Here is a 26,758-nt window from a genome sequence, read left to right as displayed (position 1 = left end):
TCATGTCTCCTGTGTCCTCAGTGCCAGTGCCGTTCTCATCGTGTCCGGGTCGGGTCCGGTCTTCCCGCCGAGGTCGGCCAACGTGGTCGCCACCCGCAGCACCCGGTCGTAACCGCGCATCGTGATCCGTCCCGTGTCGAGGGCCCGGTCGAGGTCGGACAGGACTGCCGGGGTCAGCGCGAAGTGATCGCGCAGCCAGGCGCCCGGGGCCTCGGCGTTGAGTCGCCACCGACAGTCCGCGAAGCGTTCGGCCTGCCGCCTGCGGGCCTCGCGGACACGGGCGGCCACGCTCTCACTGGTCTCCTGCGCCCGGCCGAGGCGGAGATCGGCCGGAGAGACCGGCAGCAGTTCGAGCTGCAGGTCGACCCGGTCGAGCAGCGGCCCTGACAGACGGCTGCGGTAGCGGCGTTTGTCCAATGGTGTGCATCGGCAGTCGGTCCCGGCCCCGGCCATCCCGACGCCGCAGGGGCAGGGGTTGGCGGCCATGACGAGTTGGAAGGAGGCCGGCAGCACCATGGATCCCCAGGCGCGGTGGATATGGATGCGGCGGGCCTCCATCGGCTGCCGCAGCGCCTCGAGCACGTCCCGGGAGAACTCGGGGGCTTCGTCCATGAACAGCACCCCGCGGTGGGCTCGGCTGAGGATGCCGACCGTGCCGGGTCGTCGACCGCCGATCAGCGCCGAGGCGGTGCTGCGGTGGTGCGGTGCCTCGAACGGCGGTCGGTGGTCGAGGCCGTCGCTGCCGTCGAGCTCTCCGCGCAGGGACCGCACCGTGGCGACCTCGACGGCCTCGTCGTCGTCCAGGGGCGGAAGGATGCCCGGCAGGCATTGGGCCAGCAGCGTCTTCCCGGCTCCCGGGGTCCCGCGCAGCAGCAGGTTGTGACCGCCGGCGGCGGCGACTTCGAGTCCGAACCGGCCCTCGGTCTGGCCCTGGACCTCTCCGAGGTCGTGCAGTTCGGTTGCGACGGGAACCGGCCGGTCCATCTCGAGCACCGCCGGCAGCGGCGGCACGGCCATCGATCCGCCGTAGCCGTTGACGAGTTCGGCCAGTGAGGCCACGGCCAGGATCCGGGCCCTGCCCAGCAGCGAGGCCTCGGAGGCGTTGCCGATGGGCACGACGAAGCGGTCGAAGCCGGCCTGCATGCCGGTGTGCAGGACCGGCAGCACTCCGGTCACGGGTCGGATCCTGCCGTCGAGTCCGATCTCTCCGCAGTGGATGACGTCGGCGGTGTCGTCGTTGTCGATCAGGCCGAGGGCTCTGAGCACGGCGACGGCGATGCCGAGGTCGAATCCGGTTCCGACCTTCGGCACGGTGCCCGGAGTCAGGTTGATCGTCAGATGTTGGGTCGCCACAGGGGTGCCGAGGTAGGCCAGGGCGGCGCGCAGGCGTTTTCGGGACTCGCTGACCGAGGTGTCGGGCAGCCCGACGATGTCGATGCCGGGCAGTCCGGCGCTGACGCCGGCCTCGATGGACACGATCTTTCCGCCCAGGCCCCACAGTGCGACGGCCGAGGCCCGTCCGATGGCGTGGCCGATGGTCTCCTCGCTCATGAGTCGACCTGGATGTTCGGGCAGTGGAAGTACTGCAGCCGCGGTTCGGTGATGATGCCCACGGCGTCGATGCGGGTGGCGGGGTAGAACTCGGGCTGGCCGGACAGCCAGATGCCGGCCAGCATGCGGATGCGGGCGAGCTTCGTCCGGGTCACGGCCTCCAGCGGAGACCCGAGGGCCGCGGTCCGGCGGGTCTTGACCTCGACGAAGACCGCGGTCTCACCGTCTCGGGCGATGATGTCGAGTTCCCCGCGGGGGCATCTGAAGTTGCGTTCGATGATGACCAGCCCGGCGTCTTCCAAGAACGCCGCCGCCAGGTCCTCGCCCCTGCCGCCCAGGGCCTGTCTGCGCAGGCCCTGGGTGCTGCGTGTGCGGCCCGTCGTTCGTCTCTGTCCCATGTCGGCCAGATGACCACGACCGGATCGGCGGTGGGAAGAGCGGATTCGTCGCCTGTGGACGGCGGCCCGCCGTCCACAGGCCGATCACGTCGAAGTGGGCGGCTCATCCACAGCGGGAGGCGCCCGAGTGGGTGCCCGCCCGTTCAGCCGCTGATCGCCGTCGGCGGTTCGAGATCGGATTTGGCGATCTCCTCGATGTTGACATCCTTGAACGTCAGCACATGCACGGTCTTGATGAACCGGGCCGACCGGTAGCTGTCCCACACCCACGCATCGCGCAGGGTCAGTTCGAAGTACACGTCACCGGCGTCGTTGTGGGCCTTGAGATCGACGTGGTTGGCCAGGTAGAAGCGGCGTTCGGTCTCGACGACATAGGCGAAGACTCCGACGACGTCACGGTATTCCTTGTACAGCTGGAGCTCGAGCTGAGCTTCGTAGTCGTCCAGATCATCGGCGCTCATGACATGCCCTCCCTTCTGAGACCGCGTGCAAGCGGAAGCTTCTCCGGTGGTGGATGCTGGGACCGAAGTCGACGATGCCCTGCCGGTGCTTCGCCGTCCCGTATCCGACGTTCGATTCCCAACCATAGTGCGGATGGTCCTCCGCCAGTGCGATCATCGCCTCGTCGCGTCGGACTTTCGCCACGATGCTCGCCGCCGCGATCGTGGGCACGGAGCCGTCCCCTCTGATCACAGTGCGCACCGGCGGCAGTTCGAGCTCGCTGCAGTCACCGAATATCCCCAGGCAGTCGAGGGTGAGTGGGGCCGAGAGCCAATCGTGCCGACCGTCGAGCAGGACCATCGTCCGTTCGGGGAACACCCCCGCCGAGGCGGCCGCCCCGGAGCCCAGACCCGTGAGCATCTCGATCATGGCGCGCCGTCCCGCCAGATTCAGCGCCATCGTCATGCCGATGTCGTCGAGTTCGCCCGGGCTCGTCGATCCCACCGTGGCGGCACTCGCCCAGGATCGCACCCGGTCGGTGGCTTCCTGCCGGGTGCGCGCGGTCAGCTGCTTCGAGTCATGGATGCCGGCGGGCACCTCGGCGGCGGTGACCCGGCGGAGGTCGAACAGGGCCACACCGACGCTGACGGGTCCGGCCAGGGCACCCCGGCCGACCTCGTCGACGCCGATGACGAAATCGAAGCCTTCGCTCAGCAGCCCGTGTTCGACGCTGAGATCGGTAAGTCCCCGCACACCCATCAGTTCCCGGTGATCCCTTCGGGTGCGGGCACGTCGGCGAAGACGTCTTCGGGGGTGGACATCCAGCTGAAGTGCTTGAATGGCCAGTTGATGAGGAACACGGTGCCGACCAGGTCATCGTCTGAGACGAAGGGGTCGGAGTCCATATGGTAGCGGGAGTCGGCGGAGTTGCTGCGGTTGTCGCCCATCACCCAGTAGTGGCCCTCGGGCACGGTGACGTCGAATTCGACCTCCGAGGGCGCGGTGCCGGGATCGAGGTAGGTTTCGTCGATGGCTTCGCCGTTGACCTTGAGGTGACCCTGCCCGTCGCAGCATTCGACGGTGTCACCGCCGACGCCGATGACGCGCTTGATGAGCTGGTTGCCGGCGTCCGAGGGCGCCAGGCCGATGAATTCGAGGACCGGGTCGGGCGTGTACTGCGAGGTCTCGGCGGCCGAGAGCCAGTGGTCGGGGTCGTCGAAGACGACGATGTCGCCGCGCTCGGGCGGTCCGAAACGCGGCGCCAGCTGGTTGACCAGCACCCGGTCGTCGACCCGCAGGGTGTCCATCATGGATTCCGAGGGGATGTAGAACGAACGGACGACCCAGGTCTTCAGCGCCGTCGAGATGAGCAGGGCGATGACGATGATCGCCAGCGTCTCGAGCAGCCCGCGGGCGAACCGCTTCGAGGCGGGAGGCGGGGAAGCTTCAGATTCGCTGGACATTCATTCGCTTTCACTTCGGAACGGGTTCCGCTAGGGACTGCAATGAGCGTACCAGCACGAACCTGCTGGAGCGCTCAGCCTGCGCGGGGTTCCGTGCGAACGCTCAGTCGATCGAGGAGCCGTGCCCGATCACGGTGCCGATGACCCGGTCGATGGGGATGAATCCCCCGCCGGGGCGGCCCAGCAGGGAGCGGGAGTCGGCGGAGTCGTTGCGATTGTCGCCCATCACCCACATCGTGCCGGCGGGGACTTCGACGGAGAACTCCACCGCCGAGGCGGGGTCGGGGGCATAGTCCTCGTTCAGGGGCTCGTCGTTGAGCAGGAGGCGGCCCTGGCCGTCGCAGCATTGCAGGGTGTCACCGCCGACGGCGATCACCCGTTTGACGTAGTAGACGTCGCGGGGGCCGAGCCCGACCCAGGAGCCCATCTTCTGCAGCGGGGACGGCAGCGCGTCGTCGATGAAGGAACCGCGGCCGTCGAAGACGACGATGTCGCCGCGCTGGATGTCACCGCTCAGCGCATCCGGTCGCCACACCGTGATCGAGTCGTCGACGTCGAGGGTCGGCTCCATCGAGGCGCTGGGAATGGTGAAGCGTTGGATGACGAACCCGCGGATCGACCCGCCGAGGAGGACGATGAGGATCGCGATGGCCCCGATCGTCTTCCAGAACCGGGCCGAACACAGAAGACGCGACCCGAAGGTCGCGTCTTCATGTCTGTTCGGCACGGTGTGATCGTCTCCCACGGTGCCGGCCAAATCAGGCCTTTTCGCGGATGCGAGCAGCCTTGCCGCGCAGTTCGCGCAGGTAGTAGAGCTTCGCACGACGGACATCACCGCGAGCGAGCACCTCGATCTTGTCGACGTTGGGCGAGTGCACCGGGAAGGTGCGCTCCACACCGACGCCGAAGCTGATCTTACGGACGGTGAAGGTCTCGCGGACTCCGTCGCCCTGGCGGCGGATGACGATTCCCCGGAACACCTGGATACGCGAGCGCGAGCCCTCGATCACCTTGACGTGAACGTCGAGGGTGTCGCCGGCGCGGAATTCGGGAACGTCGGACTTCAGCGAGGCTGCATCAACAACATCGAGCTTCTGCATGGTGGTTTCTCCTGTGGCCCCAGCTTCAGGTCGAGGACACGCATATCGGACCGGTTGATCGGTGACTGGATCGTCTGTCGGGATCTCTCCCCGGAAACCGTCGGTTCGGATCCGGCGGTTCGCTGTGGGCCCTCATCCCCCTGAAGCAGGTGAGGACCAACAAACGCGACGTTTCATTCTGCCACGGTTCAGTCCTGGGACTCAAACCGCTCGAGCACGGCTCGGTCCTCCTCGCTGAGCTCCGTGAGCCGGGCGAGCAGGTCCGGTCTGACCTCGGCGGTGCGCTCGAGACGTCGGTCACGTCGCCACCGCGCGATCGCCGCATGGTTGCCGCTGAGCAGGATCTCGGGCACCTCGCGTCCGCGCCAGCGGGCCGGTTTCGTGTAGATCGGGTATTCGAGCAGACCGTCTTCGTGGCTCTCCTCGGTCAGAGATTCGGGGTTGCCGATGACTCCGGGGATGAGTCGGGTGATGGCCTCGATCATCACCATCGAGGCGACCTCGCCGCCGTTGAGGACGTAGTCGCCGATGCTCATCGGTCGCAGGTCGAAGTGCTCACCGGCCCAGTCGATGACCCTTTGGTCGATGCCTTCGTAGCGGCCGCAGGCGAACACCAGGTGATCGGCTCCGGCGAGGTCCTCGGCGATGCGCTGGTCGAACACGGCTCCGGCAGGACTGGGCACGATGAGCGTCGGCTTGGCGCCGTCGGGGTCGTCGGTCGCCTCGGCGCGGCGGTCGGCAGAATCGGCGATCTGCGCGAAGTCCCCGGCGCGGTCGGTGAGGATGTGTTCGAGGGCCAGCGCCCAGGGTTCGGCCTTCATCACCATGCCCGCTCCCCCACCGTAGGGCGAGTCGTCGACGGTGTTGTGCCGGTCGAAGGTGAAGTCGCGCAGATCGTGGACGTTCAGGCTCAGCTGTCCGCGGTCGACGGCCTTGCCGATCAGCGACAGCTGCAGACCGGCGAGGTAGTCGGGGAAGATCGAGACGACGTCGATGGCCATCTGCGCACGTCTCGCCTCGGCGGGGGTCGCTTCACCGAGCCCCGCCTCGGCGGGGGTGTCATCGCTGCTCTTGGGGTTCTGCTCGGTCATCGAACGGCGGATCATTCGGCGTCGAAGAGACCGGCCGGTGGGGTGACCTCGAGGCGACCGGCTTCGATGTCGACCTCGGGCACGATCTCGGTGACGAACGGGATGAGCACCTCGTGCCCGAGCGTGTGCTTCATATGCAGCAGGTCCTGCGCGACGCCGTTGGTGACGTCGACGATCTCACCGACGAGCGCGTCGTCCTCATAGACCTTCAGACCGATCAAGTCGTCGAGGTACCAGGCGTCGGGGTCCTCGTCCTCCTCGTCCTGCTCGGCGAGGATGAGCGTATTGCGGATCTCCTCGGCACGGTTGCGATCGGGGACCTCGTCGAAGGCCAGGAGCAGACGGTCCCGGTGCCACCTCGCCGACTTCAGCGTGAGCGCACCGATGTCCGGGTCGGTGGCGAAGCTCGTCCCGGGGGTGAGTCGGTCCTCGGGGCGGTCGGTGCGCACCTCGACGGTGAACTCGCCTTTGATCCCATGCGGCTTGCCGAGCCTGGCGATCACCGTGTCCATTCTGCTCCTTGTCGATCGTGGAGGTCGGTCGCCCCCTGCCGCTGTCGTCCGGACTCCAGTGTAGTCGGCGTCCGGCGGGTGAATGCACGAGAGGGGATGCAGCGCCAATGCACTGCATCCCCTCTCGGAAGTCGGTCTCAGCCCTCGATGAGGTCCACTCGCACCGACTCGCGGCCGGCCAGCGAGTTCATCACGGTGCGCAGGGACTTGGCGGTCCTGCCTGCACGACCGATGACCCGTCCGAGGTCGTCGGGGTGGACCCGGACCTCGAGGGTCGTTCCGCGGTGCGTCGACCACGAGCGAACGGAGACGTCGTCGGCGTGATCGACGATTCCGCGGACCAGATGCTCGAGCGAATCAGCCAACATCTCAGGATTCAGCGCTTTCCTCAGCGGCATCCTCGGCAGGAGCCTCGGCTGAGCTGTCGGCCTTGCCGCCCTTCTGGGTGATGGCTTCCTTGATCACCGAATCGGCGGTGGGAGCCACGTAGGCCTCCTTCTCCTGCTGCGGCTTGACGGTGTTGACCGCTTCGCCCTCGCCGGTGAACTTCTGCCAGTCACCGGTGAGCTTCAGCAGCGCACGCACCTGGTCGGTGGGCTGGGCGCCGACCGAGAGCCAGTACTGAGCGCGCTCGGAGTCGATCTCCACGACCGACGGCTCACGCGTCGGGTGGTAGATGCCGATCTGCTCTTTTGCCTTGCCGTCGCGACGCGTGCGCGAATCCATGACGACAACGCGGTAGAAGGGTGCACGGATCTTGCCCATGCGGGTCAGACGAATCTTGACTGCCACTTTAGTGGTGTCTCCTTTTGTGTTCTGTGTGCACAGCTGATCCAAGACAGTCGTGGGGTTGACCTGTTGGAAGCCGTGGCTCGGACTATCGCTTCGGCACGGTTGAGAGGGCACGCACCGAGAGCAAAAGTACAGGAGTCAATTGTGCCAGACGGCGCTACTTCTTGCCACCTGGGAAGATTCCGCCGAAGCCCTTCGGCAGGTTCGCCGGATCGAATTCCTCGTCCTTGCCCAGGTCGACGCCGCCGAACGCCGAGCCGACCGGATCCTTGGTCTTGCCGGCCCTCTTGTCCGCCAGCTCCTTGGCCTCCTGCGCCCGCTTGGCCGGGTTGCCGGACTGACCGCCCTTGCGGCCCTTCTTCTTCCCCCCGCCCTTCTTCTTGCGGCCCCCGGCGCCACCGGGCATTCCGCCCATTCCGGGCATCTGCGGCATGCCGCCGCCACCGGGCATTCCGCCGCCGGGCATTCCGCCGCCGCGGGTCATCTGTCGCATCATCTTCTGCGCCTGGGTGAAGCGCTCCATGAGCTGGTTGACCGCGGTGACCGTGGTGCCGGCACCCTTGGCGATGCGGGCGCGGCGGGAGCCGTTGAGGATCTTCGGGTTCGACCGCTCGGTCGGTGTCATCGATCTCACAATCGCTTCGACCCGGTCGACCTCACGCTCGTCGAAGTTCTCCAGCTGATCCTTGTACTGGCTCATCCCGGGCATCATGCCCAGCATCTTCTTCATCGAGCCCATCTTCTTCAGGCCCGCCATCTGCGTGAGGAAGTCGTTGAGGTCGAAGTCCTCGCCGGCTTCGACCTTCTTCTTGAGCTTCTCGGTCTCCTTCTCATCGAAGTTCTTCTCGGCCTGCTCGATGAGGGTGAGGATGTCACCCATGTCGAGGATCCGGTCGGCCATCCGGTCGGGATGGAACTGCTCGAAGTCCTTTATCGACTCGCCGGTCGAGGCGAACATGATCGGCTTGCCGGTCACCTCGGCGACGGACAGGGCGGCACCACCGCGGGAGTCGCCGTCGAGCTTCGAGAGCACGACACCGGTGAAGTCGACGCCGTCGAGGAACGCCTCGGCGGTCTTCACCGCGTCCTGACCGATCATGGCGTCGATGACGAAGAGGACCTCGTCCGGGTTGACCGCGCTGCGGATGTCCGCGGCCTGCTTCATGAGCTCTTCATCGATGCCGAGTCGACCGGCGGTGTCGACGATGACGACGTCATGCAGCTTCGACTTCGCGACCTCGATCGAGTCGGTGGCGACCTGGATCGGATCGCCCACGCCGTTGCCCGGCTCCGGGGCGTAGACGTAGGCGGCGGCGCGTTCGCCGACGATCTGGAGCTGGTTGACCGCGTTGGGTCGCTGCAGGTCGGCGGCGACGAGCATCGGACGGTGGCCCTCGGACTTCAGCCAGTGGGCGAGCTTTCCGGCCAAGGTCGTCTTACCGGCGCCCTGGAGGCCGGCGAGCATGATCACCGTCGGCGGGCGCTTGGCCAGGTTGAGCCGCCTGGTCTGGCCGCCGAGGATGCCGACGAGTTCGTCATTGACGATCTTGACGACCTGCTGGCCGGGGTTGAGCGCGGCCGAGACCTCCTCGGACAGTGCCCGTTCGCGGATCCGGCCGGTGAAGGCGCGCACGACAGGCAGAGCGACGTCGGCATCGAGCAGGGCACGTCTGATCTCACGGATGGTGGCATCGACGTCGGCTTCGGACAGCCGGCCCTTGCCGCGCAGATTCTTGAAAGTCGCGGTGAGCCTGTCGGACAGGGAGTTAAACACGTACAAGCCTTCTTCACGATGGTTCGGTCGACTCTCTAGACTAGCAACTCACCCGTGCCCGGCTGAAACCGCGACCACTGGGAATGCCCCGTGAGATCCCTCCCCGAGGCTGCCGTGCCCCGACGGACGTGCGCCCCCGCTGCCGCCGCGCCCCGCTGCTGTGGGCCCCGTGGCTGCGACGCAGAAGAGCATCCGTCACCGCTGCTCTCATGCCCGCGTGCTGCAGCGGGAGGTGATGAGAGCAACGGCGACAGATGCTCAGCCAGCAGTGGGCGGCGCCGGCAGCTGCAGGAGAAGACGCCGCCGGCGGGTGATGCCGTCGTCACCGGAACGAGTAGGCCTGTTCCGCGTGTTCGAAGGTGTCGATTCCCTCGAGCTCCTCCCTCGGGTCGATCCGCAGACCCATCGTCGACCGCAGGACCAGCGATATGGCGAGCGTGACGAGGCCGGCGAAGACGATGGCCACGAGACAGGCGAGGACCTGAGCGATGAGGAGTTCGAAGCCGCCTCCGTAGAGGAGTCCGGCGGGTCCGTCCTCGTGCGGGAAGGCGAAGAATCCGATCATCACGGTGCCGATGATGCCGGCGACGAGGTGGACGGCCACGACGTCGAGCGCATCGTCATAGCGCAGGCGGTTCTTCGCCTCGACGGCGAAGAACGCTCCCGCACCTGCCGCGACGCCGATGAGGACGGCCGCATAGGGGTCGACGTTCGCGCATGCCGGAGTGATCGCGACGAGACCGGCGATCGCCCCCGAGACGCTGCCGATGCTGCTCGGCCGCGATGCCCGCAGGCGCTCGATCATGATCCAGGTGATCATGCCGGCGGCCGGCGCGGCCAGGGTGTTGATCCAGATGAGGCCGCCCTGCTCGATCGTGGAGGCCGCGCCGCCGTTGAAGCCGAACCAGCCGAACCACAGCAGGGCGGTTCCGAGCACCGTGATCGGAATGTTGTGCGGCTTGTGCGGGGTCGAGAAGCGGGCACGACGGCCCATGATGACGACGAGCACGAGCGCCGAGATGCCGGCATTGATGTGGACGACCGTGCCGCCGGCGAAGTCGATGGCCGGGCCGAACAGGCTGCCGATCGCGCCCGATTCGCTGAGCAGTCCGTCGCCCCAGACCATGAATGCCAGCGGGCAGTACACGAGGGTCACCCAGGCGGCTGAGAAGACCAGCCATGTGGAGAATTTCGCGCGGTCGGCGACAGCGCCGGCGATGAGCGCGATGGCGATCATCGCGAAGGTCGAACCGTAGCCGATCGAGATGAGGGTTTCGGGATCGTTCGCGACGGCGCCGGTGAGCCCGAGTTGGGACATCGGATTGCCGACGATCTGCGCGATCGAGTCACCGGAGCTCAGTCCGTACCCGTAGAGGACCCAGACGAGCCCACCGACGGCCATCGCGGAGAAGACCATCATCATCATGTTGATCGCCGAGGTGATTCGGGTCATTCCTCCGTAGAAGAACGCCACACCGGGGGTCATGAGCAGCACCAGCCCCGCGGCGACCATCATCCATACATTCACTGCATCGAGTTCCATGTCGTCTCTTATCTGTCGAAGTCGGTTCCGGATCGAACCGGGCAGACACAGTCTCCATGACGCATGTCACAGCGATGAGTCGATAATGTTTCCGCAATGTGACAAGCCGGGTCTCACCCGGCAGATACGTGGGTGGGACCCGGCGAAATCAGTCGGGCACAGCTCAGTGACTCGAGCAGAGCTCAGTCAGACGAGCCGAGCAGGGCCCGGTCAGTCGAGGAGTGCGTCGACGAAGCCTTCGGCGGTGAAGGGCGCGAGGTCGTCGGCGCCTTCGCCCAGTCCGATGAGCTTGACCGGCACTCCGAGCTCGCGCTGGACGGCCACGACGATGCCGCCCTTGGCGGTGCCGTCGAGCTTCGTGAGCACGATTCCGGTGATGTCGACCGCCTCGGCGAAGACCTTCGCCTGCTGCATGCCGTTCTGCCCGGTGGTGGCGTCGAGGACGAGGAGCACCTCGTCGATGTCGTGGCCCTCCCCCAGCGGGCGGGTGGCCACGCGCTTGACCTTGCCGAGTTCGTCCATGAGGCCGACCTTGTTCTGCAGGCGGCCGGCCGTGTCGACGAGCACGACGTCGGCGCCGTCGGTCTGGCCCCTCTCCACCGCGGAATAGGCCACCGAGGCGGGATCGGCGCCCTCTTCCTTCCGGACGGTTTCGACCCCGACGCGATCGCCCCAGGTGGCCAGCTGTTCGGCGGCAGCGGCGCGGAAGGTGTCCGCGGCTCCGAGCAGGACGGTCTTGTCCTCGGCTACGAGCACACGCGCGATCTTGCCCACCGTCGTCGTCTTCCCGGAGCCGTTGACGCCGACGACGAGGATGACGGCGGGGTCGTCTCCGGCTCCGGTGGAGGCCAGCGACCGGTCCATGGTCGGATCGACGAGGGTGATGAGCTCTTCTCGCAGCAGCCCGCGCACCTCTTCGGGATCTCTGGTGCCGAGCACCTTGACGCGTTCGCGCAGCCGATCGACGAGTTCGGTGGTCGGATCGACTCCGACATCGGCGAGGATCAGGGTGTCCTCGATCTCCTCCCACGTCGATTCGTCGAGGTTGTCACGCGACAGGAGGTTGAGCAGTCCCCGCCCGAGGCCGGTGTTCGACTTCGCGAGCCGCTCACGCAGGCGCACCAGCCGGCTGGCCGGCTCCGTGGGCACTTCGGAGCCGCGAGCCTCGGCCTTCTCCTCCTCGACCGCCTCGGTGACCTCATCGATGCTGAGCTCACCGGTGACATCGGCATCGATGCTGTGCTTGTCGCGCAGGCCCTTCTTCTGCGCGTTGACGCGCAGGCTGATGCCCAGCGCAACGACGAGAATGAATACGATTGCCGCGACGATGAGCAAGATGATCGGCTGATCCATTGTTCTTCCGTCCTCCTTTGAGCACCCGCGGGCTGGCCGGTGGCACTCGAGTTCCCGGATTCCGCCGGGCTGGTGTCTTCTTGTCGGTTCGCACGCCGGAATCAGTCGGCGCGGTCCCCGCTGGGGTGGGTCCCGAACGTTCGGGGCCCGGATCGTCTCAGGTCAGGAACCGCGACTGCCGAAGAGCAGTCCGGCGGTGGTCCTCCAGCCAGTGCCGGACTCCGGGATTTTCCAATGGCGTGTGCGCGGTCGCACAGTGATCAGTGAGGGGGCGGCATGGCGCCTGGGCTGCGGCCGGAGCACATACGAGTGGTCGCGGATGGCGGTCACCGCCGCCTGCTCCCTGGTCGCCAGGTGCGAGGTGCCGTCGTCGTGGCCGAAGAACTCGTGGACTTCGTCGTCGTAGCCGGTCCATTCCGCAGGCAGCCGGAACCGCTGCACGTCCGAGGAGTATTTCAGCCGCCCTTCTGCACGCAGACCGGGCAGAGCCACCAGAAGGACGACGACGAGAGCCAGTGCGAAGGAGATCGCGAGTCCGACGATGATGACAAGTACCGCACTCATGCCCTCGAGCCACCTCGCAGATCAGCAGCCTCGGCCATGGACGTCTCGCTCCTCACGTTCTTCGAATACCTGTCTCTGATGCCAAGTCTATATTCCCCGCACACGACATTTGTGCTTCGGGGCCGCATGGCAGTTGGAGAATTCCCTGGGACTGTTCTGGGCATCTCCGTCACAGCCCGCGCATCCCCGCCGAACCCTGCTGCGGACAAGAGACCATGCCGGTCACCGAGCCCGCAGCCTCAGGGGATGCGCTGCGAGATGACCTTCGACACACCGTCGCCGTGCATCGTGACTCCGTAGAGGGCATCGGCGATCTCCATGGTCCGCTTCTGGTGGGTGATGACGATGAGCTGGGAGGAGTCCTGCAGCTCCTCGAACACGGTCAGCAGCCGCGAGAGGTTGAGGTCATCGAGGGCCGCCTCGACCTCGTCCATGACGTAGAACGGACTCGGCCTGGCCTTGAAGATCGCGACCAGCATGGCCACGGCCACCAGTGAGCGCTCTCCGCCGGAGAGCAGCGACAGTCGTTTGACCTTCTTACCCGCCGGTCTGGCGTGGACGTCGACGCCGGTGGTGAGCATGTCGTCGGGGTCGGTCAGGCTCAGCGCTCCCTCGCCGCCGGGGAAGAGCCGGGAGAAGATGTCGGAGAACTCCCTGGCCGTGTCCGCATAGGCGTCGGCGAAGACGCGTTCGACGTGCCGATCGACCTCCTCGACCAGCTGCATGAGGTCCTGCCGGGAGGCCTCGATGTCGGCGATCTGCTTCTCGAGGAACTGGTGGCGCTCCTTCAGCGCCTCGTACTCCTCGAGCGCGAGCGGATTGACCGCGCCGATGCGCTTGAGGGACGCGGCGGCCTGCTTCTGCCGTTTCTCCACCTCCGAGCGCACATAGGGCCGATCCTCCGCTCCCTCCTCGAACGACGGCACCGGCAGGTGGGGCCCGAATTCATCGATGAGGCGCTCGATGCCCAGCCCCGTCTCCTCCTGCGAGCGGTGGGCGATCTCCTCGAGCTTGAGCCGGAACCGCTCTTTGGCCAGTTCCACCTCGGCCGCGGCGTCCTTGAGCTTCTGCAGCTCCTTTCGCGTCGTCCCCAGCTCCTCGCCGAGGCGGTTCTTCTCCTCCCGGAGCCCGCCGCGCTCGTCGACGAGGACCTGGATCGTCTCGGCCAATTCGGCCACCGTGGACTGGGCGAGCGCGACGGCTTCGCCGGCCGTGTCGGCGATGAGGCGCGCCGAGTCGGCCGCGCGCTTCTTCCGCGCGATCGCCCGCTGGGTCTGCTCGCGGGCCGCCTCCTCGGCCTTCGCCGCCCGCAGCAGGGACTCGACCCGGTCGGTGAGGAACCGTGCCCGGTCGGTCGCGGACTTGTGGCTGATGCGGGCCTCGACGAGGTCTTCGGAGGACTGGGAGACCTCGGCGCTGAGTGCGTCCCGATCCGAGGTGTCGACGACTTCGTTGACCTCGGCGGCGCCCTCCAGCGCCGCCTGCGCGGACTCGGCCTCGCGTTCGGCCGCCTGCAGCCGCGACTGGAGCTCCGTGGCGTTGTCCTCGGCCCGCTGCAGCCGGGTGCGAGAGGAGTCGATCTCGCCGGTGATGCGCGAGACCTCCTCGGCGGCGGCCATGATCTTCGCATCCGAGGAATGCAGGGCCTCCAGCGCCGCGGCCGCCTCCGCCGACGCCGCGGCCAATCGCGGTTCGAGTTCGTCGAGGGCGGACGCAATGGTCTCGGACCGACCCTCGAGTTCGGCGATCAGCGTCTGTGTGTCCTCGAGCGCGGTCTGTGAGGCCAGGCGTGTGCCCGAGGCGGTGCGGGCGCGGCTGACGCGGGTGGCCGAGAGCACCTCTCCGTGCACGGTGACGGCGGTGAGTTCGGGTCGCGCCGTCGTCAGTGCCATGCCGGTGCGGGCGTCGGGGACGCAGACGACCGCGTGCAGGGCCTGGGTCAGAAGGCTCTGCAGCTCGGGCACGTCGCTGTCGACGAGTTCGCGCAGCCACCTCAGCGAACCCGCCTCGGCGTCGGTACCCGGCAGGCTCGCCGGGTCCGGCAGCGCGTCCGGGTCCGGCAGCGCGTCCGAGGCGTTCCCGCCCTTGCCCGCAGCGGCCCGAGCCCCGACCTCGCCACCTGCCTGCACGCTCGGGCGGGCGGAGGCACCGCTCGGGATCGTCAGGGACACGTTCGTGTCCTCGCCGAGGTGGTCGAGGACGCTGAGGGCGACCTCACCGCTGTCGACGATGACGCCCGAGACCGTGGTCGACAGGGCCGCTGCCACCGCCATCTCGAATCCGGTGGTCACGCTCAGCCGTTCGGTCACGGCCGCACCGACTCCGGGCAGGTCCGCGTTGACGATGTCCTCGAGGTCGGCTTCGAGCGCGGTGCCCAGCTTCAGCGCTTCGGCTCGGGCCTTGGCCGAGGACAGCTCCGTCGCCGTCTGCGCCTGCTGCTCCTGCAGTGCGGTCCGTTCGGCTTCGAGTCCCTCTTGGACCTCTTTGGCCTCCTCATAGGCGGAGTCGAGTTCGGTTTCGCCGGCTTCGACGTCCTCGACCCCGGACTCCGCCTGTTCGAGTTCGGCCCTGCGTTCGGCGATGCGGGCTTGGATCGTCTCGATCTCCGTGCGATTGTCCTCGATGCGGGTCTTGAGGTCGGTGATCCGCTCGGCGGCCTGCGTCTGCTTCGAGACCAGTGCCGAACGGTTCTTCACCGCCTCGGTGATCGCGATCTGGGCGGCCTTGACCTCCTCCTCGGCGGTGCGCAGCCTGCGTGTCAGTTCCTCTTTGCGCTGCTGGCTGGCCTCGAGGGCCTCGCTCGTCTCGGTCACGGCCGCGTTGGCCTCGGTGAGTTCGTCTTCGAAGTGTTCGGCCTGGGCCCGCAGCTCCTCGGGGGACTTGGATTCGCGCCGGCCCAGGCTCGTGACCTCCGAGAGCAGGTGGGAGCGTTTGTCCTCGGCCCGCTGGGCCAGCCCCTGGGCGCGCACGATCTGCGTCTGCGTCCGGGATTCGGCGGCCCTCTGGGCGTCGAGTTCGGCGTCGAGTGACGACAGCCGGGTCTCGATCTCGTTCAGCCTCGCCTCGGCGCGGGTGCGACGGTGATCGAGATCGGCGATCCGGTCGCCGTGGTCTTCGCCCTCCGTGGTCGAGGCCAGCGAGGACTGCATCCGCACAGCGTCGTCGGCGAGCAGTCGGGCGGTGGCATCGCGCAGCGTGGCCTGGACGGTGGCGGCCTTCGCTGCGGCCTCGGCCTGCCGGCCCAGCGGTCCCAGCTGCCGATTGAGTTCGCTCCTCAGATCGGTGAGGCGGTCGAGGTTCGTCTGCAGTCCGGTGAGCTTGCGCACCGCTTTGTCCTTGCGTCTGCGGTGCTTGAGCACGCCGGCGGCCTCTTCGATGAAGCTGCGGCGCTCGAGCGGATCGGCATGGAGGATCGCGTCGAGGCGGCCCTGACCGACGATGACGTGCATCTCCTTGCCCAGGCCGGAGTCGTTGAGCAGCTCCTGGATGTCCAGCAGCCTGGCCGGTGCCCCGTTGACGGCGTACTCGGACCCGCCGGTGCGGAACAGGGTCCGGGAGATCGTGACCTCGGTGTAGTCGACGGGGATGGCCCCGTCGGTGTTGTCGATGGTCAGGGCCACCTCGGCGCGGCCCAGTGCCTGCCTCTTCGATGTGCCGGCGAAGATGACGTCGTCCATCTTCCCGCCGCGCAGGTTCTTCGCCCCCTGCTCGCCCATCACCCAAGACAGGGCATCGACGACATTGGACTTGCCCGATCCGTTGGGTCCCACGACGCAGGTGATGCCCGGCTCGAATCTGAGTGTCGTCGCCGAGGCAAAGGACTTGAATCCCCGCAGTGTCAGGCTCTTGAGATGCATATTGACAACCAGCATATCCGTCGAGTCGGCGAGTTCCGGAATCTTTTGGTAGAGTGTCTCCTCGTGCGCAGGCGACTGCGCCGCTTTCCCCCGTAGCTCAGTTGGCAGAGCATTCGACTGTTAATCGAAGGGTCGCTGGTTCGAGCCCAGCCGGGGGAGCTGTACGGGGCCCTGTCGTGCGCGACGGGCCCCAGCTCATTCACCGCTTGTGACCGAAGGACTTGCTCCGGAGGACCCCTGACCGTTCGAAGGCGCAGAGAGCCGTAATCGACGGACTCCGCGCGGTCGGAAGCCGGCGCAACAGCGTCGGCAGCGGGCTCGCGTTGGTAATGTGAGATGTCATCACCGGCTCTGCGCCTGATGGGCGCCACGGACGGGAGGGCTTGTCGAATGATCGTTGTCGATGACATCACCGCGTTGCGAGAGCACAAGGAGCGAAGACTGTGCGTCCTTGCCGCCACCGGTGATGAGGAGCTTGCTGCGGAGGCTTCGGAGGTGCTGGGTCTCGTGGCCCATGAGTCTCGTTCCGAGCCGCGCCGACCGTCGGTGACTGTCGTCGACGACCAGGTCAGCCTCGTCCTGATGGTCCTCGACCAGGCGCGAACGCAGCACATCCTGCGGGTTCATGCCCGCGATGGAGGCGTTCTCGTCATCGGCAGCGACCGAGCGCTGGCGACCATCGCCGCGGACCTCGGGGTCGATTCGGACGACGCTTGGACGGTGCTGGTCGGGCTCGTGGTGATCGTGGCACGCCGCTGCGAGGAGGCCCTCGATGAGATCGATGACCAATGCCAGGAGCTCGAAGCACAGGCGATCGGCTATGCTTCGTCCCCGCAGCGACGAACCATGCGCAGGCTGCGTGCGGAGCTCTTCCGGATCGGTGAGACCCAGGCGGCGCAGAGGAATCTGCTGTCGGCGGAGGAAGAACTCGCACAGCTGCTGAGCGAGGACGATCAGCCGCTGGGAGGGACCCGCCAACCGTCGGGAGAGGCCCGCCAGCGGCTGCTGGCACGAGCGGCGGCCGCTTTCGGTGCCAACCACTCGATGGCCACCCGCTTGTATGCGATGCTCGGCGATGTCCTCAACGAGCAGGACAGCGTCGTGTCCGAACGACTGACGCTCGTGGCCACGATCTTCCTGCCGCTGACCCTTGCGACGGGGTTCTTCGGAATGAACTTCCAGTGGATGCTGGATCGCCTGGGCACGATGCAGGCCTTCATCGTCTTCGGACTGGCTGTGCCGAGCCTGCTCACCGTGGCCACTCTGATCTTCATCCGCCGTTTGACTCGCTCCTCATGAGCCTCCGGCCGGTCCCTCCGAGCATCCCTCACCCTGAGCTGCACCCCACCTCGTTGCCACGGTGGGCTGTGCTGCGAACGGTGAGCGATGCGGATCGCGAGCGGGATCGTCGAGACTACCGGTACCGCGGCGGCCTCTGACACACGGGACAGAAATGGGTGCCGCGGCCGCCGACGCTCAGACGCTGGATCTCATTCCCGCAGCGGACGCATTCCTGCCCCCCGCGCCCGTAGACGAGCAGCGCCCGGTCGAAGTACCCGGACTCGCCGTTGACATTGACATAGAGGGAGTCGAAGCTCGTCCCGCCCACGGCCAGGGCATCGCCCATCACCGAGGCGGCCGATTCGAGCACTGCCGCCAGCCGCGACTTCCGCGTCCGGGCGGGAATGGCCATGGGGTGCACGCCGGCGCGGAACAGTGCCTCGTCGGCATAGATGTTGCCGATTCCGCTGATCAGCGTCTGGTCGAGCAGTGCGGATTTGATCGCCGTGCGCTTCTGCGCCAGGGCGGTGAGTGTGAGACCGATTTCGAACGTCGGCTCCAGCGGATCGGTCGCGATATGAGTCGCCGACGCCGGAACGAGCCGGTCATGGGCGTGGATGAGGGGCTGGACGCCGAGGTGGCCGAAGATCCGCTGATCGACGAAGCGCAGTTCCCTCGCGGCACTCTGTCCGGCGCTCCGGTCAGCGTTCTGGCCGGCGCTCTCAGCCTCCACACTGCCCGACCTCTGTGGAGCCGGGACTCCCGCCCCTTCACTCTCCGACCTCTGTGGAGCCGGGACTCCCGCCCCTTCACTCTCCGACCCGCGTGGAGCCGGGGCTCCCGCCCCTTGGCTCCGCGACCCGTCGCGGGCCGGTTCGAGGCGGAGGATGGCACGCGTGTGCCGGTGGACCGGGTCGTCGGCGCTGTGGACGCGCAGCTGACCGCTCATCCCCAGATGGATGAGCAGGCTGAGTTCGGGCGAGGGCTCGCTCGGACGTCCCGACGCCCGTGCTCCGCCCGAACTCGGTTCACTCGACCCTGAACCCGCATGCTCCGGGCCCTGCCCGAGGCTGAGCCACATGAACTTCCCTCGGCGTTCGGCACCGATGATCCGGTGGCCGGTGACCGCGGAGACGAACCCGTCGACGGCGGACGGCTCGACGCGTCGGGCCGAAGTCGTGCCCAGGATTCGGGGGTCGAGCACCTCGGCGCCGGTGATTGTCGTGTCCGCCGTCCACTCGTGGACGCCGCGGCGGACGCTTTCGACCTCTGGCAGCTCAGGCATCGGGCCGCTTGCACACCGACAACGGGATCACTCTCAGCGTCGGTAGTCCGGGTAGATGGTTCGGATGGCTTTGACGGCGACCTCCGCGGCGGCGGCTTCGGCGGCCTTCTTCGAGGACCCGTCACCCGAACCCCAGCTGTTCTCACCCAGAAGCGCGGTGGCCGTGAAGACCATCGCGTGATCGGGACCCGAGGAAGTGATCTCGTAGCTGACGGCACCGAGCTCGAGGTCGGCCGCTGCCTCCTGCAGAGTGGTCTTGAAGTCCATCCCCGCACCGAGGCTGACCGCGTCCTCGAGCATGCCGTCGATGAGGCGGTGGACGAAGGCGAACGCCGCCTCCCGCCCGAGGGAGACGAAGGTCGCGCCGATGAGGGCTTCGACGGTGTCGGCGAGAATCGAGTCCTTGTTCCGGCCGCCGGTCAGCTCTTCGCCCTTGCCGAGCAGGATGTGCTCGCCGATGCCGTGCCGGCGCGCGATCGACGCCAGAGCGCGCGTGTTGACCACGGCCGAGCGCATCTTGGCCAGCTGGCCCTCCGGCAGATCCGGGTTGTCGTAGAACAGCGATTCGGTGGCCACGAGGCCGAGCACGGAATCGCCGAGGAACTCGAGGCGCTCATTGGTGGGGATCCCACCGGCCTCGAAGGCGAAGGAACGATGCGTGAGCGCGAGACGAAAAGTCTCGGGATCAATGTCGATCCCGAGACTCTTCTTCAGTGCTGATGTGGTGTCAGTGTCCACAGTCTCAGGCGTCAGCGACCTTGCGGCCCTTGTACTCGAGGTACAGCGGGGTGCCGGCGGCGTCTTCGACGACCTTGGCCTGGTGGGGGCGCGAGTACACAACGCGACCGTTCTCCACAGTCTTGACCAGGGCCGGCGCCTTGGCCTTCCACTGCGAACGACGGTGGCGGGTGTTGCTGCGCGACAGTTTACGCTTCGGAACAGCCACGTCTAGCTCTCTTTCTTCTCATCCAACAGATTCTTCAATGATGCGAACGGCGATTCGGATTCGTCATCGTCGACCTCGAGGTCCTCCCCCAGGGTGTAGCTGAACTCCTCGCTCTCATCCTGTGAGGGACTGAACGGCAGAGCCATCACGACGGCGTCTCTGATCGCGGGCTCGAGGTCGAGCTGATCCCGGTCGATGACGTAGGAGTCCTCGTCGCCTTCGGCCTGCTCATAGACGTACATCTCCTGGATGTCGACATCTATAGGCAGCTCGATGGGTTCGAGCGTCCTCGCGTCCTCGCCGCGGGCCGTCGCCGAGACAGTGCCCGACACGTAGATCCCCTCCGACACGCTCTCGAACATCAGCTCGAGCGCCAGTGGTGAACCTTGACCAACCCCGATCACTTCGATCTTGAGATCCGCTGGAGCCGACAAGGTGGTGTTCACCCGTTCCCACTCACCCGGATTGCCGAGCAGGCCCATCGATCTGAGATCGAAGACGAAGTCACTTCGCTTCATACCCTGCCCTCCCGGTGCGTTTGAGGATGTCGCTCCTGCGTTCACACGCGACTCACCATTCTAATCATCATCGGCGGTCATTACCAATCGCAGTCGATCGCCGGTCGCGGTGTTCCCGGTCACCATCGTTCGTGTTCGTTGCGCCAGGTCACTCCCCCAGCGAGCACGAGCAGCGCCCCGGCGATGGTGAACACGATCCCTGATCCGGCGATGATCGTCAGCGCCGAGGCGGCCGAGGGGATCGCGACCTGGCTGAGCCGGTTGCCCGCCAAGCGGATGGACAGCACCGCGGCCCGATTCGCCGGGTCGGCCAGCGTCGAGACCCACGACATCGTCAGCGGCTGCGTCAGGCCGAAGCAGAATCCCGCGACCGTCAGGAGCACTCCGAGCATCCACGGCTGGGACAGGACCGGGATCAGCATGACGCTCACACCCGCCAGCGCCGAGGCGGTCCACAGCAGGGACAGATTCCGCCACCTGGATGTGAGGCGGCCGATGAACAGCCGCGAGATCACCGAGGCCAGCGTCCGCATCGTCAGAAGCCAGGTCACCGTGGTCACCGACAGACCGTTCTGCTGACCGATCAGCGGCAGATACGCGGTCATCAGGTCCACGGCGGCCAGGGTCGCCATCGACGAGAAGATCGCGGGCTTCATTCCCCGCAGCGACAGCAGCGTCCACGGGGTCTGGGCGCCTTCGGCCGCCTCGGCGCGGGAGACGTGCGGGGTCCGGCCGCGGAACATGACGACCACGGCGGCGACGAGGGTCAGCGCGGAGATCGCGGTCATGAACCACAGAGCGTTCGTGATCGCCGCATCCCCCGAGGTGGCATCGGCGACCATGCCGGCCAGGGGCAGGCCGATCGTCTGCCCGATGGACACGCCGAGGGTGAGGTGACCGAACTTCGCGGTCATCTTCGAGGCCGGGAAGCTCTGCGGGATGAGCGCCTGGGAGGCCACGGTCGCCAGCATCTGACCGAGCCCGAGGCTCATCGTGGCGATGAGCAGGACCACGAGGTTCGGCGAGACCGCGGCGAGTGCGACGGGCAGGATCGACAAGGCGGTGCCGACCCACAGCACCGCGGTCGCGTATCCGCGATCGACGAGGCGGCCGATGAAGAGGGCGAGGAAGAGCGGGACGAGCGAATAGCAGGCGGTCATCAGTCCGAGGACGAATCCCGAACCGCCGAGTTCGAGGGTGCGATAGGAGATGAGCACCCGCACACCGTTGTAGGTCGCCTGGGCGATGACGGTGTGGAAGACGAGGCCTGGGAACCAGGCCCGGTTGGCAGAAGCGGCTGCGCTCATCCCTCAGTCACCGGCGCCGGAGCCGGCACCCTGACCGTGGAGCGCTTCGAGCACCGCTGCGGGCACGAGGCCCACGATGTCCCCACCGCCGGCGTGGACTTCCTTGATCAGGGAGGACGAGACGTGCTCGAACTCCGGATTGCCGGGGACGAAGATCGTCTCGAGCTCAGACAGATGGCGGTTCATCAGCGCCATCGGCAGCTCGTAGGCGAAGTCCGTGCCCGAGCGCAGTCCCTTGACCACGGCCGGTGCTCCGATGCGGGTGCAGTAGTCGACGAGGAGCCCGCCGGAGACGATGTCGATGCTCACGTTCTCCGCTCCTCGCGTGCGCTCGTCCTCGTCCAAGGACAGGCGGATGAGCTCAGCACGATCCTCGGGGGCGAAGCGACCGGACTTCGAGGGGTTGTGGACGACGGCCACGACCACTTCGTCGAACAGACGCGCACTGCGGGCGATGATATCGAGATGACCCATGGTGAGCGGGTCATAGGAACCGGGACAGACGACCTTCATGCCCTCATCGTATCGGCATGAGACCTCATATGCGGGCAGACTCGTCTTCCCGGCTGCGCCTAGGGCGTGCCTTCCCGCAGCCGGGACCACTGGTCATCGGCTGCGCCGCCGTGGTCGCGGCCCTTGAGCACCTGGGCCTCGACCCCTTCGTCGGGACTGCGCAGTCGGGAAGCGGCCTCGGCCATGATCCGCGCGAGGAGATCGAGCGATCGGGCCTCGTCTCCGGAATCCACCGCCTCGGCGAGTTCGCGGTGGCTGTCGATGAGGTCGCATCGGACCTCGTAGCCGCGCTCGTCCGACAGGGACAGCAGACGGGTGTGCACCATCGAGACCTTCATCAGGTCGAACAGCCGGTTCGACCCGGAACAGGCCACGAGCGAGTGGTGGAAGGCGAGGTCCGCGTCGCCGATGCTGCGTGCGACATTGCCCTCGATCGCTCGCTCCAGCTCGTTCAGCGCCTGCCAGATATCGGCGGTGTCGCGCCGGCGCCGGACGATGAGCCTGACCGCCTGCGATTCGATCGCCTCGCGCACGGCGTAGATGTCATCGATGTCGGCTGTGCGCATCCGCCGTACATGCACGCCCCTGCCCGGCGCGTGTGTCATCACTCCCTCGCTGATCAGCCGCTGCAGGGCCTCACGCAGCGACGGCCGGGACACAGCGAGGAGTTCGGCCGTGCGCACCTCGTTGATCGACTGCCCGGGTGCAAGCGAACCGCTGTAGATGGCATTGCGGATCTGGTCGGCGATGAGATCGATCGTCGACGAACGGACCACTTTGCGCAGGACCGGAAGCTCGGAGGTTGGCGGATCTGTCACGGTTACGATCATATAACGTTGTCAGACAGTGTGACATTCGGACAACATCAGTATTGAATACTGTCCAGGAGACGCACGTCACGACGATGTGTCGACGTTCAAGGAAGGAACAGCACATGAAACTCAAAGGACTGGCCGCCGCGACATCGATCCTCGCGCTGACGCTCACCCTCGGCGCCTGCGGTGGAAGCGACTCGGACGAGTCGACGCTGCAGAAGGCCATCGACGACGGCAAGATCACCGTCGGGTTCGCCGGCGAGGCGCCGTACAGCTTCGAGAAGGACGGAGAGCTCCAGGGTGCGTCCGTGGCGATGGCGAAGGCCGTGTTCAAGGAGCTCGGCATCGAGGACGTCGAGGGCGTGAACACCGAGTTCGGGTCCCTCATCCCGGGACTCACCGCTGATCGCTTCGATGCGATCTCCGCAGGAATGTCCATCCTGCCGGAACGCTGCGATCAGGCCGCGTTCGGCGATCCCGAGTTCATGTACACCACCGCCCTGATGACGAAGAAGGGCGAGCAGAACGGGATGAAGAACCTCGACGACGTCAAGGAGGAGGGCGCCAAGCTCGCCACCATGACCGGCGCCATCGAGTCAGACTACGCCGAGGACCTCGGCATCGACTCCCAGCAGGTCGGCACTCCGCAGGACGGCATGGACGCAGTGACCACCGGTCGCGCCGATGTCTTCGCGCTGACCGGCATCTCGCTCAACTGGATGGCGAAGAACAACGCGGACGCCGATGTCGAGGTCTCCGAGTCCTTCGTCCAGGAGATCGACGGCGTCCCGCAGATCGGTGCCGGCGCCACCGTCTTCCGCACCGAAGATGACGAGATCCGCGATGCCTGGAACGAGGAGCTGGAGAAGATCGTCTCCGACGAGGACACCTACCTCGACATCGTCGGCGACTACGGGTTCACGAAGGAAGAGCGCCCCGACGGCGAGATCACCACTGATCAGCTGTGCAAGGGCGAGCTGCCCACCGCTGACTCCTGAGTCGACGCACGCACCATGACCGATAACATCCAGACGTTGCTGAACTTCCTCCCACAGCTGTGGGAGGGAGTTCAGACAACGATCATCCTCACCGTCCTCGGCAGCATCGGCGCCATCGTCATCGCGCTCGTCCTCGGCCTGACGATGACGTCGTCCCACGCCTGGCTGCGGGTTCCGGCCAGGATCATCGTCGAGTTCTTCCGCGGCACTTCGCTGCTGGTCCAGCTGTTCTGGCTCTTCTACGTCTTCCCGCTCCTCGGAGTCGATCTCGATCCGATGGTCTGCGGCATCGGCGCCTTGGCGCTCAACTATGGCGCCTATTCCGCCGAGGTCGTCCGGTCGTCGATCATCACCGTCGACAAGGGCCAGTGGGAAGGTGCGATCGCGCTCAGCCTCTCCCCCACCAGACGCATGGTCCGAGTCATCTTCCCGCAGGCCTGGGCCCTGATGATCCCCTCGCTCGCGACGCTGCTCATCCAGCTGCTCAAGGGCTCTGCCGTGGTCTCGTTCATCACTCTCCAAGACCTCACCGAGAAGATCGACCAGCTGCGCCAGTCGACGAATGACACGTATTTCTCCTTCACCATCGGACTCATCATCTACTTCGTCATCGCCTGGCTGCTCCAGGAGTTCATGAATTTCCTCGAACGCAGGGCCACCGCACGTCTGGGACGCAGGCGCCCGAACTCCAGAACCGACCGACGACAGGCTCGCCGTGCCGCGCGTGAGGATGCCCTCCGCAAGGACCGTCTCGCCTCGCACTCTGCCGCCGGCGAGGGCGCCGACCGGGCCAGGAACCCCTTCCCCGGCCAGGGAGGTGGACTCTGATGTGGAATTGGGAATTCGCCGCTGAGGCTCTGCCCATCCTGCTCCGCGGTTTCGTCAACACGCTCATCGCCACCGGCGTCGGCACCCTCATCGCCGTGGTCCTCGGGCTCTTCATCGCCGTGGCCATCCGCGGACTGCCGCGCTGGATCAATTGGCTCATCCGGCTGCTGGTCGCCTTCGTGCGCAACACGCCGCTGATCATGCAGCTGATGTTCGTCTACTTCATCTTCGCCGGCATCCCCGGACTCGTGAACATCCCGGCGCTCGTCGTCGGCTTCATCGTCATCGGCATCCACTATTCGACCTACATGTCCGAAAGCTACCGAGCAGGCATCGATGCGGTGCCGCCCGGGCAGCATGAGGCCGCCACTGCCCTGTCCCTGCCGCCGGTGCGCAAGTTCACCGCAGTGGTGCTGCCGCAGGCCCTGCGTGCGACGGTTCCGTCTCTGGGCAACTACGCGGTGGCCATGTTCAAGGACACGCCGTTCCTCTTCGCGATCTCCGTGGTCGAACTCGTCACGTCCGCCCAGCAGTTCGGCGCCGCGAAGTTCGCCTACACGGAAGCATTCACCCTGGCCGGCATCGTCTTCCTCGCCGCCAGCTATCCGACATCCCTGCTCATCCAACGATTGGAGAAGCGCCTTGCCTCCTACTGAGAACACACCGTCGGCCGCAGACGCCTCGGCCGCGTCGGCATCGTCGAATCCGGCCATCGAGTTCAAGGATGTCGAGAAGAGCTTCGGCAAGAACACGGTGCTCAAGAATCTCAACTTCACGGTCGCTCCGGGAGAGCGCGTCACCCTCATCGGGCCCAGCGGTTCGGGCAAGACGACGATCCTGCGCCTGGTGATGACGCTCGAGGAGCTCACCAACGGCTATATCTTCGTCGACGGCCAGCCGCTGACCTTCGAACAGCGCGACGGCAAACGGGTCGAGCTGCCGAAGAAGCGCACTCGTGAGATCACCACGCGCATCGGCATGGTCTTCCAGCAGTTCAACCTGTTCCCGAACATGACGGTGCTCGAGAACATCATCGAAGCCCCCGTCCACGTGCTCGGCAAGTCCAAGGCCGAGGCGAGCAAGGAGGCCAAGGAGCTGCTCGAGAGGGTCGGGCTGGCAGAGAAAGCCGATGAGCATCCGACCCGGCTCTCCGGCGGTCAGCAGCAGCGTGTGGCCATCGCCCGCGCGTTGGCGATGAGCCCGGAGATCCTCCTCCTCGACGAGGTCACCTCGGCACTCGACCCGGAGCTCGTCGGAGACGTCCTCGCCGTGCTGCGCGACATCGCGGAGACCACGGACATCACGATGCTGCTGGTCACCCACGAGATGCAGTTCGCCCGTGATGTCTCCCACCGGGTGATGATGTTCGACGGCGGGCAGGTCCTCGAGGAGGGTCCGCCGGATCAGATCTTCAACAACCCGTCCCACGAGCGCACCCGTTCGTTCCTCTCCAGCGTGCTCTGAACGCCTCTCTGCGGTTTCGCAGCACACTCGGGGCAGGACGCGGCCGCCGGGGCAGGACGTGGCCGCCGGGGCAGGACGTGGCCGCCGGGGCGGGACGCGGGCCTTCTACCGGCGGAGTCGGCGGATGAGTCGCAGAATCCTTGCGATAGCCACGACGGCGAGGATCACCATCGCCACCCAGAAGATGATGTCCGTCGGCTCCGCCCAGAAGAGATCCGAGCGGCTTTCGCCGGAGCCGTCCCGTCCCGCACCGTCCGCATCCTGCCGGTCGCTCACGCCTCGAAGGATGAGCCAGGCCACCAGCAGACCCACGCCGAGGACCGCGAAGATCCAGACACAGCGATGCCCGGCTCTGCCGGACCGC

At 66.6% G+C, this 26,758-nt stretch carries 29 protein-coding genes and 1 tRNA gene; 6 read left to right on the top strand and 24 right to left on the bottom strand.

Annotated features, from left to right (window positions below; translation table 11 throughout):
• From IG171_RS04200 to IG171_RS04125, 16 genes are all read right to left on the bottom strand, one after another.
• Window positions 1-1,551: a YifB family Mg chelatase-like AAA ATPase gene (locus tag IG171_RS04200; RefSeq protein WP_212130107.1), complete on the bottom strand. Its 1,551-nt coding sequence runs from the start codon at window positions 1,549-1,551 to the stop codon at window positions 1-3.
• On the bottom strand, window positions 1,548-1,949 hold the full coding sequence (locus IG171_RS04195; RefSeq protein ID WP_212130105.1) for a YraN family protein: 402 nt from the start codon (window positions 1,947-1,949) through the stop codon (window positions 1,548-1,550). Before IG171_RS04195 ends, IG171_RS04200 begins: the two co-directional genes overlap by 4 nt.
• Before the next feature lie 143 nt (window positions 1,950-2,092).
• Complete coding sequence (locus tag IG171_RS04190) at window positions 2,093-2,410, bottom strand: DUF2469 domain-containing protein (RefSeq protein WP_212130102.1); 318 nt, start codon at window positions 2,408-2,410, stop codon at window positions 2,093-2,095.
• Window positions 2,397-3,149 carry a ribonuclease HII gene (locus IG171_RS04185; RefSeq protein ID WP_212130100.1) on the bottom strand — a complete coding sequence of 251 codons (753 nt, stop codon included), beginning with the start codon at window positions 3,147-3,149 and terminating at the stop codon, window positions 2,397-2,399. The genes IG171_RS04190 and IG171_RS04185 overlap by 14 nt, the downstream gene beginning before the upstream one ends.
• The gene (gene lepB / locus IG171_RS04180) at window positions 3,149-3,853 is read right to left on the bottom strand and encodes a signal peptidase I (protein WP_212130099.1); all 705 of its coding nucleotides are present in this window, start codon (window positions 3,851-3,853) and stop codon (window positions 3,149-3,151) included. The genes IG171_RS04185 and lepB (IG171_RS04180) overlap by 1 nt, the downstream gene beginning before the upstream one ends.
• Window positions 3,854-3,956: 103 nt before the next feature.
• A complete protein-coding gene (gene lepB / locus IG171_RS04175; protein WP_212130097.1) occupies window positions 3,957-4,580 on the bottom strand; it encodes a signal peptidase I in 624 nt (207 codons plus the stop codon).
• Window positions 4,581-4,611: 31 nt separating this feature from the next.
• Window positions 4,612-4,953, bottom strand: a complete 342-nt coding sequence (gene rplS / locus IG171_RS04170; protein ID WP_212130095.1) for a 50S ribosomal protein L19 — start codon at window positions 4,951-4,953, stop codon at window positions 4,612-4,614.
• 188 nt (window positions 4,954-5,141) lie between these two features.
• Window positions 5,142-5,954, bottom strand: coding sequence for a tRNA (guanosine(37)-N1)-methyltransferase TrmD (gene trmD / locus IG171_RS04165; RefSeq protein WP_212131525.1), 813 nt, complete (start codon window positions 5,952-5,954; stop codon window positions 5,142-5,144).
• 101 nt (window positions 5,955-6,055) lie between these two features.
• A complete protein-coding gene (gene rimM, locus IG171_RS04160; protein WP_212130093.1) occupies window positions 6,056-6,556 on the bottom strand; it encodes a ribosome maturation factor RimM in 501 nt (166 codons plus the stop codon).
• Window positions 6,557-6,693: 137 nt separating this feature from the next.
• Window positions 6,694-6,924 (bottom strand): RNA-binding protein, encoded by a 231-nt coding sequence (locus IG171_RS04155; protein WP_212130091.1) that lies wholly within the window; start codon window positions 6,922-6,924, stop codon window positions 6,694-6,696.
• 1 nt (window position 6,925) lies between these two features.
• Window positions 6,926-7,348: a 30S ribosomal protein S16 gene (gene rpsP, locus IG171_RS04150; RefSeq protein ID WP_212130089.1), complete on the bottom strand. Its 423-nt coding sequence runs from the start codon at window positions 7,346-7,348 to the stop codon at window positions 6,926-6,928.
• Between the two features lie 157 nt (window positions 7,349-7,505).
• Entirely contained in the window at window positions 7,506-9,122 is a 1,617-nt protein-coding gene (gene ffh, locus IG171_RS04145; RefSeq protein ID WP_212131524.1) for a signal recognition particle protein, read from the bottom strand.
• Window positions 9,123-9,444: 322 nt separating this feature from the next.
• Window positions 9,445-10,665, bottom strand: a complete 1,221-nt coding sequence (locus tag IG171_RS04140) for an ammonium transporter (RefSeq protein ID WP_212130087.1) — start codon at window positions 10,663-10,665, stop codon at window positions 9,445-9,447.
• A gap of 210 nt (window positions 10,666-10,875) precedes the next feature.
• Window positions 10,876-12,018 carry a signal recognition particle-docking protein FtsY gene (gene ftsY, locus IG171_RS04135; protein WP_212130085.1) on the bottom strand — a complete coding sequence of 381 codons (1,143 nt, stop codon included), beginning with the start codon at window positions 12,016-12,018 and terminating at the stop codon, window positions 10,876-10,878.
• 162 nt (window positions 12,019-12,180) lie between these two features.
• Complete coding sequence (locus tag IG171_RS04130; RefSeq protein WP_212130083.1) at window positions 12,181-12,582, bottom strand: hypothetical protein; 402 nt, start codon at window positions 12,580-12,582, stop codon at window positions 12,181-12,183.
• Between the two features lie 239 nt (window positions 12,583-12,821).
• Window positions 12,822-16,454: an AAA family ATPase gene (locus IG171_RS04125; protein ID WP_249204040.1), complete on the bottom strand. Its 3,633-nt coding sequence runs from the start codon at window positions 16,452-16,454 to the stop codon at window positions 12,822-12,824.
• A 71-nt stretch (window positions 16,455-16,525) separates the two neighbouring features.
• On the opposite strand from IG171_RS04125, the gene IG171_RS04120 reads away from it, so the two are divergent.
• Together IG171_RS04120 and IG171_RS04115 are read left to right on the top strand one after the other, a co-directional pair.
• Window positions 16,526-16,598: transfer RNA gene (locus tag IG171_RS04120), tRNA-Asn, on the top strand.
• Between the two features lie 231 nt (window positions 16,599-16,829).
• Window positions 16,830-17,738 carry a CorA family divalent cation transporter gene (locus IG171_RS04115; protein WP_212130080.1) on the top strand — a complete coding sequence of 303 codons (909 nt, stop codon included), beginning with the start codon at window positions 16,830-16,832 and terminating at the stop codon, window positions 17,736-17,738.
• A gap of 115 nt (window positions 17,739-17,853) precedes the next feature.
• Here the strand turns inward: IG171_RS04115 and IG171_RS19000 are convergent, their stop codons facing one another.
• The 7 genes from IG171_RS19000 to IG171_RS04075 all read right to left on the bottom strand — a co-directional run bounded on the left by IG171_RS19000 (window position 17,854) and on the right by IG171_RS04075 (window position 23,107).
• A complete protein-coding gene (locus IG171_RS19000) occupies window positions 17,854-19,005 on the bottom strand; it encodes a DNA-formamidopyrimidine glycosylase family protein (protein WP_249204039.1) in 1,152 nt (383 codons plus the stop codon).
• Between the two features lie 33 nt (window positions 19,006-19,038).
• Complete coding sequence (gene rnc / locus IG171_RS04100) at window positions 19,039-19,743, bottom strand: ribonuclease III (protein WP_212130078.1); 705 nt, start codon at window positions 19,741-19,743, stop codon at window positions 19,039-19,041.
• Window positions 19,744-19,747: 4 nt separating this feature from the next.
• On the bottom strand, window positions 19,748-19,951 hold the full coding sequence (gene rpmF / locus IG171_RS04095; RefSeq protein ID WP_212130076.1) for a 50S ribosomal protein L32: 204 nt from the start codon (window positions 19,949-19,951) through the stop codon (window positions 19,748-19,750).
• A gap of 2 nt (window positions 19,952-19,953) precedes the next feature.
• Window positions 19,954-20,514 carry a DUF177 domain-containing protein gene (locus IG171_RS04090; protein WP_249204038.1) on the bottom strand — a complete coding sequence of 187 codons (561 nt, stop codon included), beginning with the start codon at window positions 20,512-20,514 and terminating at the stop codon, window positions 19,954-19,956.
• Between the two features lie 74 nt (window positions 20,515-20,588).
• Window positions 20,589-21,776, bottom strand: coding sequence for an MFS transporter (locus tag IG171_RS04085; RefSeq protein WP_212130074.1), 1,188 nt, complete (start codon window positions 21,774-21,776; stop codon window positions 20,589-20,591).
• Window positions 21,777-21,779: 3 nt separating this feature from the next.
• Window positions 21,780-22,289, bottom strand: coding sequence for a pantetheine-phosphate adenylyltransferase (coaD, locus tag IG171_RS04080; protein ID WP_212130072.1), 510 nt, complete (start codon window positions 22,287-22,289; stop codon window positions 21,780-21,782).
• Between the two features lie 59 nt (window positions 22,290-22,348).
• Entirely contained in the window at window positions 22,349-23,107 is a 759-nt protein-coding gene (locus IG171_RS04075; RefSeq protein WP_212130070.1) for a GntR family transcriptional regulator, read from the bottom strand.
• A gap of 116 nt (window positions 23,108-23,223) precedes the next feature.
• Between IG171_RS04075 and ehuB the strand changes: the two genes are divergently transcribed.
• From ehuB to ehuA, 4 genes are read left to right on the top strand one after another with little or no spacing between them, the layout of a single operon-like run.
• Complete coding sequence (gene ehuB / locus IG171_RS04070; protein WP_212130068.1) at window positions 23,224-24,102, top strand: ectoine/hydroxyectoine ABC transporter substrate-binding protein EhuB; 879 nt, start codon at window positions 23,224-23,226, stop codon at window positions 24,100-24,102.
• 15 nt (window positions 24,103-24,117) lie between these two features.
• Window positions 24,118-24,930, top strand: coding sequence for an ectoine/hydroxyectoine ABC transporter permease subunit EhuC (gene ehuC, locus IG171_RS04065; protein ID WP_212130066.1), 813 nt, complete (start codon window positions 24,118-24,120; stop codon window positions 24,928-24,930).
• Window positions 24,930-25,586: an ectoine/hydroxyectoine ABC transporter permease subunit EhuD gene (gene ehuD, locus IG171_RS04060; protein WP_212130064.1), complete on the top strand. Its 657-nt coding sequence runs from the start codon at window positions 24,930-24,932 to the stop codon at window positions 25,584-25,586. The genes ehuC and ehuD overlap by 1 nt, the downstream gene beginning before the upstream one ends.
• Window positions 25,573-26,394 carry an ectoine/hydroxyectoine ABC transporter ATP-binding protein EhuA gene (ehuA, locus tag IG171_RS04055; RefSeq protein WP_212130062.1) on the top strand — a complete coding sequence of 274 codons (822 nt, stop codon included), beginning with the start codon at window positions 25,573-25,575 and terminating at the stop codon, window positions 26,392-26,394. The genes ehuD and ehuA overlap by 14 nt, the downstream gene beginning before the upstream one ends.
• A 105-nt stretch (window positions 26,395-26,499) precedes the next feature.
• Here the strand turns inward: ehuA and IG171_RS04050 are convergent, their stop codons facing one another.
• The gene (locus IG171_RS04050) at window positions 26,500-26,670 is read right to left on the bottom strand and encodes a hypothetical protein (protein WP_212130060.1); all 171 of its coding nucleotides are present in this window, start codon (window positions 26,668-26,670) and stop codon (window positions 26,500-26,502) included.
• Window positions 26,671-26,758: the final 88 nt, after the last annotated feature.

The organism is Brevibacterium sp. SMBL_HHYL_HB1, from assembly GCF_018208375.1.
GTDB classification, from domain to species: Bacteria; Actinomycetota; Actinomycetes; order Actinomycetales; family Brevibacteriaceae; genus Brevibacterium; species Brevibacterium intestinavium.
The sequence above is the reverse complement of the archived record's forward strand: the minus strand, read 5'-3'. Positions and strand labels throughout refer to the sequence as shown.